16 protein-coding genes are annotated in these 13,675 nt (G+C 75.2%); 4 read left to right on the top strand and 12 right to left on the bottom strand.

The features are described 5' to 3' along the window. Positions 1–130: 130 nt before the first annotated feature. A complete protein-coding gene (locus ACFV0O_RS32155; protein ID WP_380347293.1) occupies positions 131–718 on the bottom strand; it encodes a TIGR03086 family metal-binding protein in 588 nt (195 codons plus the stop codon). 65 nt (positions 719–783) lie between these two features. Here ACFV0O_RS32155 and ACFV0O_RS32150 point away from each other — a divergent pair, with 65 nt between their 5' ends. Continuing rightward, on the top strand, positions 784–1,584 hold the full coding sequence (locus tag ACFV0O_RS32150; RefSeq protein WP_380347292.1) for a DUF6597 domain-containing transcriptional factor: 801 nt from the start codon (positions 784–786) through the stop codon (positions 1,582–1,584). Here ACFV0O_RS32150 and ACFV0O_RS32145 read toward each other — a convergent pair. The 6 genes from ACFV0O_RS32145 to ACFV0O_RS32120 all read right to left on the bottom strand — a co-directional run bounded on the left by ACFV0O_RS32145 (position 1,566) and on the right by ACFV0O_RS32120 (position 6,493). Next, on the bottom strand, positions 1,566–2,273 hold the full coding sequence (locus ACFV0O_RS32145; RefSeq protein ID WP_380347291.1) for a VC0807 family protein: 708 nt from the start codon (positions 2,271–2,273) through the stop codon (positions 1,566–1,568). The two genes, ACFV0O_RS32150 and ACFV0O_RS32145, sit on opposite strands and share 19 nt — an antisense overlap. Positions 2,274–2,332: 59 nt before the next feature. Continuing rightward, positions 2,333–2,491 carry a hypothetical protein gene (locus ACFV0O_RS32140; RefSeq protein ID WP_380347290.1) on the bottom strand — a complete coding sequence of 53 codons (159 nt, stop codon included), beginning with the start codon at positions 2,489–2,491 and terminating at the stop codon, positions 2,333–2,335. Further along, a complete protein-coding gene (locus tag ACFV0O_RS32135; RefSeq protein ID WP_380347289.1) occupies positions 2,488–3,489 on the bottom strand; it encodes an ABC transporter substrate-binding protein in 1,002 nt (333 codons plus the stop codon). Before ACFV0O_RS32135 ends, ACFV0O_RS32140 begins: the two co-directional genes overlap by 4 nt. Positions 3,490–3,579: 90 nt before the next feature. After that, complete coding sequence (locus ACFV0O_RS32130; RefSeq protein ID WP_380347288.1) at positions 3,580–4,392, bottom strand: ABC transporter ATP-binding protein; 813 nt, start codon at positions 4,390–4,392, stop codon at positions 3,580–3,582. After that, complete coding sequence (locus ACFV0O_RS32125) at positions 4,392–5,459, bottom strand: FecCD family ABC transporter permease (protein ID WP_380347287.1); 1,068 nt, start codon at positions 5,457–5,459, stop codon at positions 4,392–4,394. Before ACFV0O_RS32125 ends, ACFV0O_RS32130 begins: the two co-directional genes overlap by 1 nt. Continuing rightward, entirely contained in the window at positions 5,456–6,493 is a 1,038-nt protein-coding gene (locus tag ACFV0O_RS32120) for a FecCD family ABC transporter permease (protein ID WP_380347286.1), read from the bottom strand. The genes ACFV0O_RS32125 and ACFV0O_RS32120 overlap by 4 nt, the downstream gene beginning before the upstream one ends. 99 nt (positions 6,494–6,592) lie before the next feature. Between ACFV0O_RS32120 and ACFV0O_RS32115 the strand changes: the two genes are divergently transcribed. After that, positions 6,593–7,243 (top strand): HAD family hydrolase, encoded by a 651-nt coding sequence (locus ACFV0O_RS32115; RefSeq protein ID WP_380347285.1) that lies wholly within the window; start codon positions 6,593–6,595, stop codon positions 7,241–7,243. Here the strand turns inward: ACFV0O_RS32115 and ACFV0O_RS32110 are convergent. Beyond that, complete coding sequence (locus ACFV0O_RS32110) at positions 7,240–7,470, bottom strand: hypothetical protein (protein ID WP_380347284.1); 231 nt, start codon at positions 7,468–7,470, stop codon at positions 7,240–7,242. The genes ACFV0O_RS32115 and ACFV0O_RS32110 overlap by 4 nt on opposite strands. Positions 7,471–7,943: 473 nt before the next feature. On the opposite strand from ACFV0O_RS32110, the gene ACFV0O_RS32105 reads away from it, so the two are divergent. After that, positions 7,944–8,327: a cold-shock protein gene (locus ACFV0O_RS32105; protein ID WP_360257187.1), complete on the top strand. Its 384-nt coding sequence runs from the start codon at positions 7,944–7,946 to the stop codon at positions 8,325–8,327. Positions 8,328–8,367: 40 nt separating this feature from the next. Here ACFV0O_RS32105 and ACFV0O_RS32100 read toward each other — a convergent pair whose 3' ends face one another. From ACFV0O_RS32100 to ACFV0O_RS32085, 4 genes are all read right to left on the bottom strand, one after another. Further along, positions 8,368–9,240, bottom strand: coding sequence for a 1,4-dihydroxy-6-naphthoate synthase (locus tag ACFV0O_RS32100; protein WP_360257185.1), 873 nt, complete (start codon positions 9,238–9,240; stop codon positions 8,368–8,370). Further along, a complete protein-coding gene (locus ACFV0O_RS32095) occupies positions 9,233–10,027 on the bottom strand; it encodes a futalosine hydrolase (RefSeq protein WP_380347283.1) in 795 nt (264 codons plus the stop codon). The genes ACFV0O_RS32100 and ACFV0O_RS32095 overlap by 8 nt, the downstream gene beginning before the upstream one ends. A gap of 10 nt (positions 10,028–10,037) precedes the next feature. Beyond that, the gene (locus ACFV0O_RS32090; protein ID WP_360257180.1) at positions 10,038–10,568 is read right to left on the bottom strand and encodes a hypothetical protein; all 531 of its coding nucleotides are present in this window, start codon (positions 10,566–10,568) and stop codon (positions 10,038–10,040) included. A gap of 75 nt (positions 10,569–10,643) precedes the next feature. Beyond that, the gene (locus ACFV0O_RS32085; protein ID WP_380347330.1) at positions 10,644–11,996 is read right to left on the bottom strand and encodes an MFS transporter; all 1,353 of its coding nucleotides are present in this window, start codon (positions 11,994–11,996) and stop codon (positions 10,644–10,646) included. Between the two features lie 692 nt (positions 11,997–12,688). Here ACFV0O_RS32085 and ACFV0O_RS32080 point away from each other — a divergent pair. Further along, positions 12,689–13,570, top strand: a complete 882-nt coding sequence (locus tag ACFV0O_RS32080) for a DUF3027 domain-containing protein (RefSeq protein ID WP_380347329.1) — start codon at positions 12,689–12,691, stop codon at positions 13,568–13,570. The last annotated feature ends 105 nt before the right edge of the window (positions 13,571–13,675 follow it).

The following is a 13,675-nucleotide window of genomic DNA, read 5'->3' as shown; positions in this document are numbered from 1 at the left end:
GCCGCCCGCCCCGCGGGGCCCGGCCCCCGCCCCCCACTCCGGCCGGGGGGGGGGCGCGCCCCCCCCCCCCGGCGCGCGCCCCCCGCGGGCCCCCCCCCCCCCCCCGACGCCGGCAGGTGCCGGCCCAGTCCTAGCCCTTCCCGTGCGGGTCGCGGCCGGAGGCGGCCAGCGCGCGGTCCCAGGCGGGGGCGTCGTCCGGCAGTGCCACCGCCCCGGCGAAGCCCTCGTACTGCCGGTACAGCTCGGCGTTCTCGGCGACGATCTCGCCGACCAGGACGGCGAGTTCCTCGTCGACCTCGATCTCCACGCCGGTCGCGCGGGCGACGTCCCACCCGTGCAGGAGGAGTTCCAGGACCAGCATCCGGGCGATCCCCACCGCCGGCACCGGGGAGCCGCCGAGGTCGACGTCCCCCTCCCAGGCGGCCGGGTCGGCCCAGGCCGCGACGGCGCGCTCCAGCTGTGCCGCGTAGTCGGCCGACCAGCCGGGCTCGGCGGCGAAGTCGCGCTCGACCAGTTCCTTCGGCAGCTCGGTGCGCCGGGCGCGGTGCTCCAGGCCGTGCGAGGTGTAGAGCACCCAGTGGTTGATCAGCGCCCGGGTGTCGAAGTCCGTGCAGGGCGTCGGGGCGTCCAGCGGCCGGTCGGCCGGGACGGCGGCGGCGACTCCGGCGGCGGCGGTGGCGGCGCGGGCCAGGAAGGGGTGCATCGGGTGGACGTTCATGCCCCCGATCGTCCGCCGCGCCCCGCTCCCCGGTCTTGAAGAAACGCGACGCTAGCCTGGCCGTCATGGACTCTGCGGACTCTCCCGATCTCGGCCGCGGCGTGCTGCACCCGGCCCGGGCGGCCGAGTTGATCGGCGTGGAACGGCCGGCGCCCGATCCCGGGGTGGCGCGGTTCGTCGAGAACTACTGGCTGGTGCGCTGGGACCTGCGCGGCCTGCCCGCGTACGAGCAGAAGGTGCTCGCCTACCCCAACGTCCACCTGGTGTTCGAGGCCCCGCGGGCCAGGGTCTACGGGGTGGACCGCTCGCTCTTCGTCCGCCGGCTGGAGGGCGCCGGGCACGTGCTGGGCGTGAAGTTCCGCCCGGGCGCCTTCCGTTCCTTCGCGGGCCGCCCGGTGAGCGCGCTCGCCGATCGGTCCGTCCCGGCCGCCGAGTTCTTCGGCGCCGCCGCAGACCGTCTCAACGCGGCACTGCTGAGCGGCGACGCGGGCGACCCGGCGGCCCTCGCGGACGGCTTCCTGCTGCCCCGGCTGCCCGCCCCGGACCCGGTCGCCGAGGAGGTCGCCGCGATGGTGGACCGGATCACCGGCAGGCCGGACCTGTGCCGGGTGGACGACCTGGCCGGGGAGTTCGGCCTCAGCGTCCGCCGCCTGCAGCGCCTGTTCGCCGAGTACGTCGGTGCCTCCCCGAAGTGGGTGCTGCGTCGCGCCCGACTGCACGAGGCGGCGGAACGGGCCGGTCGCGGCGGCGAGTTGGACCTGGCCGCACTCGCCGCCGAACTGGGCTACGCGGACCAGGCCCACCTCACCCGCGACTTCACCGCGGCCGTCGGCGAGCCCCCGGCCCGTTACGCGGCGGCGGGCTGAGCGGCCTCCGTCGCGGCGGCGGCCTCGGCCGCGGCCCGGCCCTTCGCACTGGCCCGCTTGGCGTAGGCGATGGTGAAGTAGACCAGCCCACCGAGCACCACGTACGGAAGGATGTTGTTGACCGTCACCACCGTGCCGTGCGACAGGGTGTAGACCAGCACGATCCGCAGCACGGCCTCCAGGACGAAGGCCACGCCCCAGACGATGGTGAGGTTGCGCTGGACCTTGCGGAAGCCCGGGTACTGCCACATCGAGTTCCACCAGGCGACCATCTCCGGCGTGCCGTCGGTGGCGAACTTGCGCCCGAAGTAGAACATGATCGGCTTCGGCGCGGCGAGCGAGACCAGGTAGAGCACGCCGAGCAGGCCGGAGACGAAGGAGTCCTTCGCCAGCAGCATCTTCGGGTCCTGCGGGCCGACCAGCGCGACGACCAGGGTCAGCGCGACGAAGACCAGGGAGACCACGGCGAACTCGTCGATCCGGCGGTGCCAGGCGAGGTAGATCACGGTGTCGATCACCGGGCCCAGGCCGGAGAGCAGGATGGCGGCGGATTCGCTGTAGCCGTGGTCGTGCAGCTGGTTGTAGATCAGGATCGGCGCGACGACGTTGAAGCCGATGCTGATCATCCAGCCGAGGGCGGCGGCCTTGCCCTTGCGGGCAGGAGCCTGTGGAGCTGCGGTAGTTGACACTGTGTCGTCCCCCGGGGAGTGAGCGGTGATTTTTCGGCTCATTCTGACGGAGCGGCAGGTCAGGCGCCTAAGCCGGAGCCGAATCGTGATCGATCGTGCCCGAGCGGGCAGCTGATCAGGCCCTTGACCGGGTCCTCGTCCGGGCCGCCGGTCACGCCCTCGACCGGGTTCCCGGTCAGGCCCTCCACCGGGTTCCCGGTCGGGCTGCCGCCGCTCACGCCCCGAGGAAGCGCTGCAGTTCGTCCAGCACGTAGTTGGCCCCGGTGTAGCCGATCCCCTGGAACCACAGCTGGTCGTCCACCGGGAACGCCCGGTGCGCCCGGACCGCCCCCAGTGCCTGCCAGCCCGGGCTCGCCAGCGCGGCGTCGAGGCCGGACTGCTCCGGGTCGCCGTAGGCCGCGTACAGCAGCAGGTCGCCGTCCGCCTTCCCGATCTGGTCGAGCGGGACCTCGAAGTCCGACTGGTCGACGTTCTGTGGGTCCGGCCGCCCGACCTGGGCGTCGGCGAGCACCGTCCCGGGGAAGCTCTGCCGGCCGTACAGCCGGATCCCGCCGCCCTCCACGAACCGGACCAGGCTCACCTTGCGCCCGGACGGCTTCGCGGCCGCCAGCGCCTGCGCGACCTGCCCGGCGTGCTTCTGGTAGGCGCCGACGAAGGCCGCCGCGGCGTCCTGCCGGCTCAACGCCTGGGCGTGCAGCTGGAAGTTCGCCTTCCAGGGGGCGCCGGTGGTCTGGGTGAGCACGGTCGGGGCGAGTTCGCGCAGCTGGTCGTACCGGTCGCCGTCGCGCGTCTGGTTGGAGAGGATCAGGTCCGGCCGCAGGGCCCGGACGGTCGGCAGGTCGGGCGAGCCGGCCGGGCCGACCAGCCGGATCCCGGCGGTCCGGGTGGCCGGCCAGTAGTCGGGGTAGCGGGTGTCGCGGGCCGGGAGGGCGGCGCCGACCGGGGTGATGCCGAGGGTCAGTGCGGAGTCGAGCGCGTCGGTGTCCAGCACGACCACCCGCATCGGCCGGCCCGGCACCAGCACCGGCCCGGTGGCGGTGTTCACGGTCACCGGCGGTACCGGCGGGGCGGTCGGCGAGGCGGTGGCCGACGCGGTGCCGGCGTCGAACCCGTCGGCGGTGGCCGGAGCCGGGGGGCGCGTGGCGCCGCCCGTGCACGCCGCGAGCGCGGCCCCGCCGAGGCCGGCGAGCAGGGTACGGCGGGCGATCCGGTGCATCGGCGATCCTCGGGAGGCTCGGTGAGCGAGGCGGTCGGGGTGCCGTCGATTATGTCCGAAATGGTGGCTTCGGTGACGTCGTGCCTGCCGTCAGGCGTCCACCACCGCCGTCGCCGCCCACGGGGCACCCGGAACGACCAACGGCGTGCCCGTCACCGGATCCGGCACCACCACCGAGTCGAGGCCGAACACGTCCCGCACCAGCTCCGCCGTCACCACCTCGCCGGGCGCGCCCTGCGCCACCACCCGGCCGTCCCGCATCGCCACCAGGTGGTCGGCGTACCGGGCCGCCTGGTTGAGGTCGTGCAGCACGGCGACGACCGTCCGCCCGCGCTCGACGTTCAGCCGGCGCACCAGGTCCAGCACCTCCACCTGGTGCGCGATGTCCAGGTAGGTGGTCGGTTCGTCCAGCAGCAGGATGTCGGTGCCCTGGGCGAGCGCCATCGCGATCCAGGCGCGCTGGCGCTGGCCGCCCGACAGCTCGTCCATGCTGCGCTCGGCCAGGTCCGCGGTGGAGGTGCGCTCCAGCGCCTCGGAGACCGCCGTCTCGTCCTCCGACGACCACTGCTGCCACCAGCTCTGGTGCGGCTGGCGGCCGCGCGAGACCAGGTCGGCCACCGAGATGCCCTCCGGCGCGGTCGGCGACTGGGGCAGCAGTCCGAGCCGCTGGGCGATCCGCTTGGTCGGGATCCGCGCCAGCTCCTCGCCGTCCAGCAGCACCGCGCCCCGGACCGGCTTCAGCAGCCGGCCGAGGGCCCGCAGCAGGGTCGACTTGCCGCAGGCGTTCGGGCCGACGATCACCGTCACCCGCCCGTCGGGGATGCGGACGTCCAGGCCCTCGACGACCGTGCGCGCCTCGTAGGCCAGGGTGAGGCCCCGGGCCTCCAGACGGTGAGCGGACATCAGGAACCTCCACGACGGGATCGGATCAGCAGCCACATCAGGTACGGCGCGCCGACCATGCCGGTCACCACGCCCACCGGCAGTTCGGTCGGCGCCAGCAGCCGCCGGGCGATCAGGTCGGCGAGGACCACCACCAGCGCGCCGGTCAGGGCCGAGCAGAACAGCGGGACCTGCGCCGACCGGGCCAGCCGCAGTGCGATCTGCGGGGCCATCAGCGCCACGAAGTCGACCGGCCCGGCGGCCCCGGCCGCGCAGGAGGCCAGCACGATGCCCAGCAGCGCCATGCCGAGCCGGATCCGGTCCAGCCGCAGCCCGAGGCCCACGGCGGTCGCGTCGTCGAAGGAGATCGACCGCTGGGCGCGCGCCGCCCACAGCGCGACCGGGAGGGAGGCGAGCAGCACCCAGGCGAGCCGGCCGGCCTGGTCGTAGCCGGAGCCGTTCAGGCTGCCCGTCATCCAGACCTTGGCGGCCTGGGCCTGGAAACCGTCGCCCTTGGTGAGGAACACCGAGGTCAGCGAGGACAGGGCGACGCTGATGCCGATGCCGATCAGCACGAACCGCTGGGCGTGCAGGCCGCGCCGCCAGGCCAGCGCGTACACCAGCAGCCCGGCCGCCAGGCCGCCGGCCACCGCCGCGTACGGCGCCTGGCCGGTCGAGCCGACCACGCCGTACGCCGTCAGGCCGACCACCGTGGCGGTCGCGCCCCAGGTCACGCCCACCACGTCGGGGCTGGCCAGCGGATTGCGGGCGACGGTCTGGATCAGCGCCCCGGCCAGGCCGAGCGCCGTGCCGACCAACAGCCCGACCACCACCCGGGGCAGCCGGAACTCGCCGACCACCAGCTGGTCCGGGCTCGGCTGCCCGAGCACCACCCTGACCACCTCGGCCGGCGACACGGTGGACTCGCCCAGGCACAGCGAGGCCACCGCCGTCCCGGCGAGCGCCACCAGCAGCCCGAGGGCGACGAACGCCGAGCGGCGGTGCAGCAGGAAGGAGGCCCGCCCGGCCCGCACCGCGGAGTAGCCGGGCAACGACACCCCGCGGGTGCCGGAGAAGGAGGCGTTCATGCGGCGACCACCTTCCGCCGGCGGACCAGGGCCACCAGCACCGGGACGCCGACCAGCGCCGTCATCACGCCCGCCGGGACCTCCGACGGCGGGAACAGGACCCGGCCGAGGGTGTCGGCGAGCAGCAGCAGGGCCGGACCGAGGACGGCGGAGAACGCCAGGACCCAGCGGTGGTCGGCGCCCGCGACGGCGCGGGCCGCGTGCGGGACGGCCAGGCCCACGAAGGCGATCGGGCCGGCCGCCGCGACCGCCGAGCCGGTGAGGACGGTCGCGCCGAGCGCGCCGGCCGCCCGGACCAGGCCGGTCCTCGCGCCCAGCCCCTTCGCGGTGTCGTCGCCGAGCGCCAGTGCGTCCAGCCCGCGCGCCACCGCGACGACCAGCACCGTGCCGACCGCCAGGAAGGGCAGCAGCTGCCAGGCGACGTCCGGGGTCCGCCCGGAGAGCGAGCCGACGTGCCAGAAGCGGAACCGGTCCATGGTGGCCGCGTCGGTGGTCAGCACCAGGGTGTTGAGCGAGGCGATGAACGCGGACGTCGCCGAGCCGGCCAGCGCCAGCTTGATCGGCGTCGCCCCGCCCCGGCCGCGCCCGGCGAGCCCGTGGACGATCACGGTGGCGATCACCGCGCCCGCGAAGCCGAACCAGACGTACCCGGTGAGGGTGGAGACGCCGAAGCCGGCGATGGCGACCACCACGCCCGCCGCCGCGCCCTGGGAGACGCCGAGGATGCCCGGGTCGGCGATCGGGTTGCGGGTCAGGCCCTGCATGACGGCCCCGGCCAGGCCGAGCGCCGCGCCGACGGCCAGGCCGACGACGGTGCGCGGCACCCGCAGCTCGCGGATCACCACGGCGTCGGCGGTGTCGCCGCCGTGCAGCAGGGCGTCCAGGGTGTCGCCGAACGGGACGTTCCGGCTGCCGACCGCGAGGCTCAGCAGCACCGCGACGGCCAGGACGGCCAGCGCGGCGGCGAGCCACACTATTCGGTGCCGCGGCGCGCGGTGCGGCGCGCCGGGGGGTGCGGTGGTGTCGTCGGTCATGGGCCCTCTCCGCAGACAACTCAGGCAAACCTAAGTTCCGCCGCGAAGGCGGGGCAAATTGCCTCGTGGTCCCGGCCGTCCGTTGGATAGCCTGGCGACATGCCCGAGACCCCGAAGGCCCCGCTCACCGTCGGTTTCGACCTCGACATGACGCTGCTGGACACCCGGCCGGGTATCCGCGCCACCTACCTGGCGCTCTCCGCCGAGACCGGCACGGCCATCGACGCCGACCTGGTGGTCACCCGCCTGGGCCCGCCGCTGCTCGACGAGATCCGCAACTGGTTCCCCGAGGAGGAGGTCGAACGGGTCGCGACGCGCTACCGCGAGCTGTACCGCGACCACGCCTTCGCCCCGACCGTGGCCCTCCCCGGCGCGCACGCCGCCGTCGAGGCGGTCCGCGCCCACGGCGGCCGGGTCGCCGTGATCACCGGCAAGTACGAGCCGAACGCCCTCCTCCACCTGGAGCACGCCGGGATGAAGGCCGACACGGTGATCGGCGACCTCTGGGCGGAGACCAAGGGCGAGGCGCTGCGCGAGCACGGCGCGAGCATCTACGTCGGCGACCACCTCGGCGACATCCGGGGCGCCCGGCACGCGGACGCCCTCGCGGTCGCGGTGGCCACCGGCCCCTACGGCGCGGACGAGCTGCGCGAGGCCGGGGCGGACGTGGTGCTGGCGGACCTCACCGGCTTCCCGGACTGGCTCGCCCGCCACCTGGCCGGCCAGTCGGCCGGGCCCCGTCCGGCCTAGGCCTCGACCCGGCGGCGCTGGGCGCGCGCGTTCAGCAGCAGCCCGGTCAGCGCGGCCAGGAAGCCCGCCGGCATCAGCATGCTCAGCCAGTACGCGGCCGTCGGCAGCGGCGTCAGGTGCAGGAACAGCGGGACGAAGGTGACCAGGGTGGCGAGTGCGCCGAGCCCGAAGACGACCGCTCCGGCCTTGACGTACACGTCGCCGGGGTCGGCGCTCTGGCTGCTCACGTCTGCTCACTCCTCGGGGCGGGGCCGGACCGCACCCAGTCTGGCAGAGCGCGCCGGCGGACCGTCCACCGGAGCGGCTTCGTCACGTTGTGCAGTTTCCCGGCAGCTCAACGTTTTGATCCCTGCTGGGCGGGGGTATGCAGGGGGTGCCGAGGGGCGCCGCAGGTGCGCCCCGTGTCCTCAGACCCGGGGGTGTGAGCCGATGGACAGCGCAGCGACGCGACCCGGCCGTGCCAGTACCGGGTCGCCCGTGACCGCGAGATCCCCGCATCCCACGGCCCCCGGCGGGCCCCGGAACGCGGATCCCTCGCGGAACGCGGACGAGACAGTCACGGACCGTTAGTCTGCTCCTGACAGCGTGCCGACCGTGAGCGCCCGCGGGCGTCGAGCCGAGGTCGCCCGCATCTTTCCCACCACCCAGTGATCCCCGGCCAGGGCCGGGATCCCTCACACCCATTCGAGGACTGTTCGAGATGCCCACCGGCCAGGTCAAGTGGTTCAACGAGACGAAGGGCTTCGGCTTCCTGTCGCGCGACGACGGCGGCGACGTCTTCGTCCACACCAAGGCGCTGCCCGCCGGTGTCACCGTGCTGAAGCCGGGCCAGCGGGTCGAGTTCGGCGTGGTCGCCGGGCACCGCGGCGACCAGGCGATGGCCGTGCAGCTGCTGGAGGCACTGCCCTCGGTGGCCGCCGCCCAGCGCAAGAGCGCGGACGACATGGCCCCGATCGTCCAGGACCTGATCACCACCCTGGACGCGGTGCTGCCAGGCCTCCAGCGCGGGCGTCACCCGGCCAAGCCGACCGCCCAGAAGCTGGCCGGCCTGCTGCGCGCGGTGGCCGACCAGTTCGACGTCTAGGCCTGTCCGGCCCCGGGCCCCGTCCCGGGACACCGACCGTTCAGGACACCGGCGAGGACTGCCCGAACGCGAGCGCACCCGGGTCGAGCGGGGGCACCAGCCCCTCCGCGGCGGCCCGGGTGAGCAGGGCGCGGACGGCCGCGTAGCCCTCCTCGCCGAGGTCCTCGGTGAACTCGGTGACGTACAGCCCGATGTGCTGCTCCGCGACGTCCAGGTCCATCTCCTGGGCGTGCTCCAGCACGTACCCGCGGCTCGCCGCCGGGTCCGCCCAGGCCTGCCGGACGGAGGCGCGGACCGCGTCGGTGACCGCCCGCAGCCGCTCGGCGCCGAGCGAGCGCCTGGCGACGATCGCGCCCAGCGGGATCGGCAGCCCGGTCTCGGCCTCCCAGGCCTCGCCCATGTCGGCGAGGCTGTGCAGGCCGTACTGCCGGTAGGTGAAGCGAGCCTCGTGGATCACCAGGCCGGCGTCCACCCGCCCGTCCCGGACCGCGGGCATGATCTCGTGGAACGGCAGGACGACGATCTCGCCGAAGCCGCCGGGCACCGCCTTCGCCGCCCACAGCCGGAACAGCAGGTACGCGGTGGAGCGCTCGGAGGGCACCGCGACGGTCTTCCCGGCGAGGTCCGCGGGGGACCCCACGCCCGGCAGGGTGAGCACCAGCGGGCCGCAGCCGCGCCCGAGCGCGCCGCCGCAGGGCAGCAGGACGTACTCGTCCAGGACCCACGGCAGCGCGCCGTAGCTGATCTTCAGGACGTCCAGCTCGCCGCGCTCGGCCATGCCGTTGGTGACGTCGATGTCGGCGAAGGTCACCTCGGGGGCGTCCGCCCCGGGCACCAGGCCGTGCGCCCAGGCGTGGAAGACGAAGGTGTCGTTCGGGCAGGGCGAGTACGCGATGCTCAGCCGTTCAGCCACGGCCGGCCTCCTTGATCGGTTCGTGCGGCGCGGCCGGGTCCGGCACGCGCAGCGCGGCCAGTTCGTGGACGGGCAGCGCGGCGAAGGCCCGCTCCAGGGCGGCCAGCGCCTCGCCGATCCGCCACGCGGCCCGGTCGCGCGGGCCCACCGGATTGGACACGGTGCGCAGTTCCAGGGCCGGCACGCCGTGCCGGGCGGCGGCCTCGGCCACGCCGAAGCCCTCCATCGCCTCGGCGGCGGCGCCCGGGTGGCGGGCGGCCAGCACGGCGGCCCGCTCGGCGCTGCCGGTGACGGTGGAGACGGTCAGCACCGGGCCGGTGACGGCGCCGGCCAGCGCCTGCGCGACGAGCGCGACGGCGGCCGGGGGCGGGGTGTGCCGGACGGTGCCGAAGCCCAGTTCGGTGACGTCGGCGAAGCCCTCGGGGGTCTCGGCGCCGAGGTCCGCGGCCACGACGGCGTCGGCCACCACGGTGGCGCCGACCGGGGCGTGCGGGGCGAAGCCGCCGGCGATCCCGGCCGAGACGGCCAGCGCGTACGGGTGGGCGGCCAGCGCGGCGGAGGTGGCGGCCGCGGCGGCGGCCGGGCCGACCCCGGCGGCCAGCACGTCCACCGGAGCGCCCAGGGCCCGCTGCAGCGTGCCGCCGGGCAGCGGGACGGCGGCGGACCCGCCGGGCAGGCCGCGCAGCACCGCCTCGGCCTCGGCGGCCACCGCGACGACGACGAGCAGCCGGGCCCGCGCGGGGCCCGGCTGCCCGTGGTCGCCGTCGACGACGGCGTGCGCGGTCATCGCGGGACCGTCAGCTGTCCTGGGTGTTCAGCTGGAAGTACCAGACGGCGATCGGGTTGTCCGAGTTCTTGTCGCCCTCGACGACGGTGACCAGGGTCTTGCCGCTGGCGTTGAGCACCCGGTTCGCCTGCTGGGCACCCGACCAGGTCGAGCCCTTGGCGTACGAGGCCAGGCTGGTGCGCCCGCCGCTGCTGGACGCGCCGCCGTTGGTGAAGGCCCACCAGCCCGACTTGGCCACGTTCGGGGAGACCCCGACGCCGACCTGGTCGCTCGCCACCACGTCCGAGGTGGGCAGCGTGCCGTTCTTCAGGGCCTCGGTGGCCTTGTCCTGGCACTCCTGCTGGAGGTCCTCGGTGATCGCGCTGCCGCCGTTCCAGCACAGCGGCTCCGCGAGGATCGAGGAGTTGCCGACCGTGAGGGTGGCCTGGTGGGAGATGTGCGCGGTCTGGCCGGAGGCCACGGCGACGGAGGTGCCCACCGTGGCCGCGCCGACCACGACGACGGCGCCGAGGGCGGCGATGGCACGGGAATTGAGGCTCATGCGTCAGAATCTACCGGGCCCGGCCGATCACGCTACGCGGGGGTCGGCCACCGCGTGTTGCCGCGCCCCGCCGGGTCACGCCACCCGGGGCGCCGCCGGATGCCGCCGCAGGCCCACCCGGAAGAGCGAGCGGAGCGTCCACAGCAGCACCAGGCCGACCACCCCGGCGGCGATCGACAGGCCCAGCTTCCCGTTCAGCGGCAGCAGGATGCCGACCGCCCCGCCCGCCACCCAGGACAGCTGCATCAGGGTCTCCGAACGGGCGAAGGCGGAGGTCCGCACCGCCTCCGGGACGTCCCGCTGGATCAGCGCGTCCAGCGCCAGCTTGCCCAGCGAGGCCGCCATCCCGGAGACGCCCGCGACCAGGACCACCGTCACGACGCCGTACCAGAGCGCGGCCGCCGCCGTCACGCACGTCGCCAGCAGCAGCATCGAGGTGACCGTCGCCTCCGGGCCGCGGGTGCGCAGCCAGGAGCCGAACACCGAGCCGAGCGCGTTGCCCGTCCCCGCCGCCAGCGCCACCAGGCCGAGCGCCACCGTCGGCTGCAGACCGCCGATCGGCTCCTCCCGCAGCAGGAAGGCCAGGAACATCACCAGGAACCCGACCAGCCACTTCATCGCCGACATCGCCCGCAGCGCCAGGATCACCGACGGGCCGACGGTGCGCAGCGAGGCCTTGACCGGCGGCGGCTTGTGGTGGATCAGGTGCGAGCCCTCGCCGTGCACCTCGGCGTGCAGGACGGCGCGCTGCTCGCCCTTGGCCGAGTCCACCTTGTGCGGCAGGTGGAAGGCCATCAGGGTGCCGATCACGAACACCAGGAAGGCGCCGCGCAGCGGCCAGCCCGGGCCGATCAGGTGCAGCAGCCCGCCCACCGCGGCGGCCACGCCGGTGGCCAGCAACCCGGCCAGGGTGACCCGGGAGTTCGCCTTCACCAGGGAGAGCCGGCTCGGCAGCAGCCGGGGCACCACGACGCTGCGCACCACCCCGTACGCCTTGGACGCCACCAGCACGCCGAGCGCCGCCGGGTAGAGCGCGATGCCGCCGCCGGTGATCACCCCGGCCATCGTCCAGGCCAGTACCGCCCGCGCCAGCATCGACATCGCCATGGCCGCCCGGCGGCCGTGCGGCAGGCGGTCCAGCAGCGGGCCGATCACCGGCGCCAGGAGGGCGAACGGGGCCATCGTGATCAGCAGGTAGAGCGCCACCCGGCCGCGGGCCTCGCCGGTGGGCACCGAGAAGAAGATGGTGGAGGCCAGCGCGATGGTGATCAGCATGTCGCCGAAGGAGTTGAGCGCGTGCAGCTCGATCAGCTTGGCCAGGCCGGACTCGCCCGCGCCCTCGGCCGCGGTGGCCCGGCGGATCCGGCGGCCGGTGCCCTGCACCACCTTGCCGGTGCCGGCGCCGGCGGCGGAGGCGGTGCGGACCAGGAAGTGGCGGCGGGGCTCGGGGACCTCCTCCTCCTCCTCCTCCAGGTCCTCGTCCAGGGCGGCGAGCCGACGGGCGTGGGCGCCGTCCGGCCCGGGGGCGCCGTCGGCTGCGGCTGCCTCGCCGGCGGCGGCCGGGGGCGCGTCGGCCGGGGGTAGGTCGGCCGGGGGGACGTCGGTGGCCGGGGGCGCGTCGGCCGGGTCCGGGGGGTCCGTGGCCGTCTTGACCAGGCTCACGCGGGCGGCGGGCGCCCCGGCTCCGCCCGCCGGCTGCGGTTCGTCCGCGCCGGGGACCGGAGGCTGCTGTCGCGGCACAGCGTTCGCCTCGTCGGGGCTGCCGGGCTGCGAGGGGCGCAGTGCGTGCTGCGACGGGTTGTCATCCGCCACAAGCCCATCCTGCCCCAGAATCGCCGCGCCGACGCGGGATTGCGCTCCGCTCGGCGCGGTCGTTCCGGGCCCGTGGAACGTCCGCGTCCGCCCCGGACTGTGCCCGGGCGCCGGGCGGCGGGTAGCCTGCCCAAAGTCCGCCCGCCGGGACGCCGGGGCGCCGGCAGGCCGGTCGAGCGGCGCGGCCGGTACCCGAGGGGGCCTCCGGTCCCGCAGAATGGACGAGGGACTACCGAGCCGCGACGGGACAGGCAACACGCCGTGGGCGACAGAAGAACTGGGAGAGAATCGACGCCGTGAGTGCTGCGATGCGAAGCCGTACCCCCGACCGGCTCTGTGCCGAGGCCGTCGAACTCGCCCGTCAGGCAGCCGAGGAGGCCGTCGGGCCGGAGGCCGTCGGGCCGCACCTCGGTGTCCAGGCGGACGCCGACCGCGTCGTCACCCACACCTTCGAGTGCCTGGACGCCGCCTACCGCGGCTGGCACTGGGCGGTCACCGTCGCCCGCGCCCCGCGCGCCAAGAACGTCACCCTGGACGAGGTCGTGCTGCTGCCCGGCCCGGACGCCGTCCTCGCCCCCGAGTGGGTGCCGTGGAGCGAGCGCCTGCGTCCGGGCGACATGGGCCCCGGCGACCTGCTGCCGACCGGCGCCGACGACCTGCGGCTGGAGCCCGGCTGGAGCGGCGAGGACGAGCCCGCGCCGAACTCCGCGGTCGCCCTCGTGGACGACGAGGACCTGGTCGTCACCGACCCGCACGTCCAGCCCGCCCCGGCCCGCGCGCAGATCAACGCCGTCGCCGAGGAGCTCGGCATGGGCCGCAGCCGGGTGCTCTCCCGGCTCGGCCTGCACCTGGCCGCCGAGCGCTGGGAGAAGGCCCACGGCCCGCAGACCCCGATGGCGCAGGCCGCCCCCGCCTCCTGCGGGAGCTGCGGTTTCCTGATCCCGATCGGCGGCTCGCTCGGTCAGGCTTTCGGTGTGTGCGGCAACGAGTTCGGTCCGGCCGACGGTCAGATCGTCTCCTTCTCGTACGGCTGCGGCGGGCACTCCGAGGCGGCCGTCATCCCGGCCCCGCCGGCGCCGTCCGAGCTGATCCTGGACGAGCTGGTCGTCGAGCCCCTGCAGCTCCACCCGGACCGCACCTCCGGCTCCGTCGAGCCCGACGCCCCGGCCGAGGAGCTCGGCCACTCCTGATCGCCTCCGCACGGCCCGCCCCGGTGACGCTCCGGGGCGGGCCGTCGGTGTTCCCGGGCGAAGGGTGCCGGTCCCGCCCGGTTCCTCCCGGACCTTCCCCGTCAC

This window comes from Kitasatospora sp. NPDC059577, from assembly GCF_042735475.1.
Lineage (GTDB): Bacteria > Actinomycetota > Actinomycetes > Streptomycetales > Streptomycetaceae > Kitasatospora.
The sequence above is the reverse complement of the archived record's forward strand: the minus strand, read 5'-3'. Positions and strand labels throughout refer to the sequence as shown.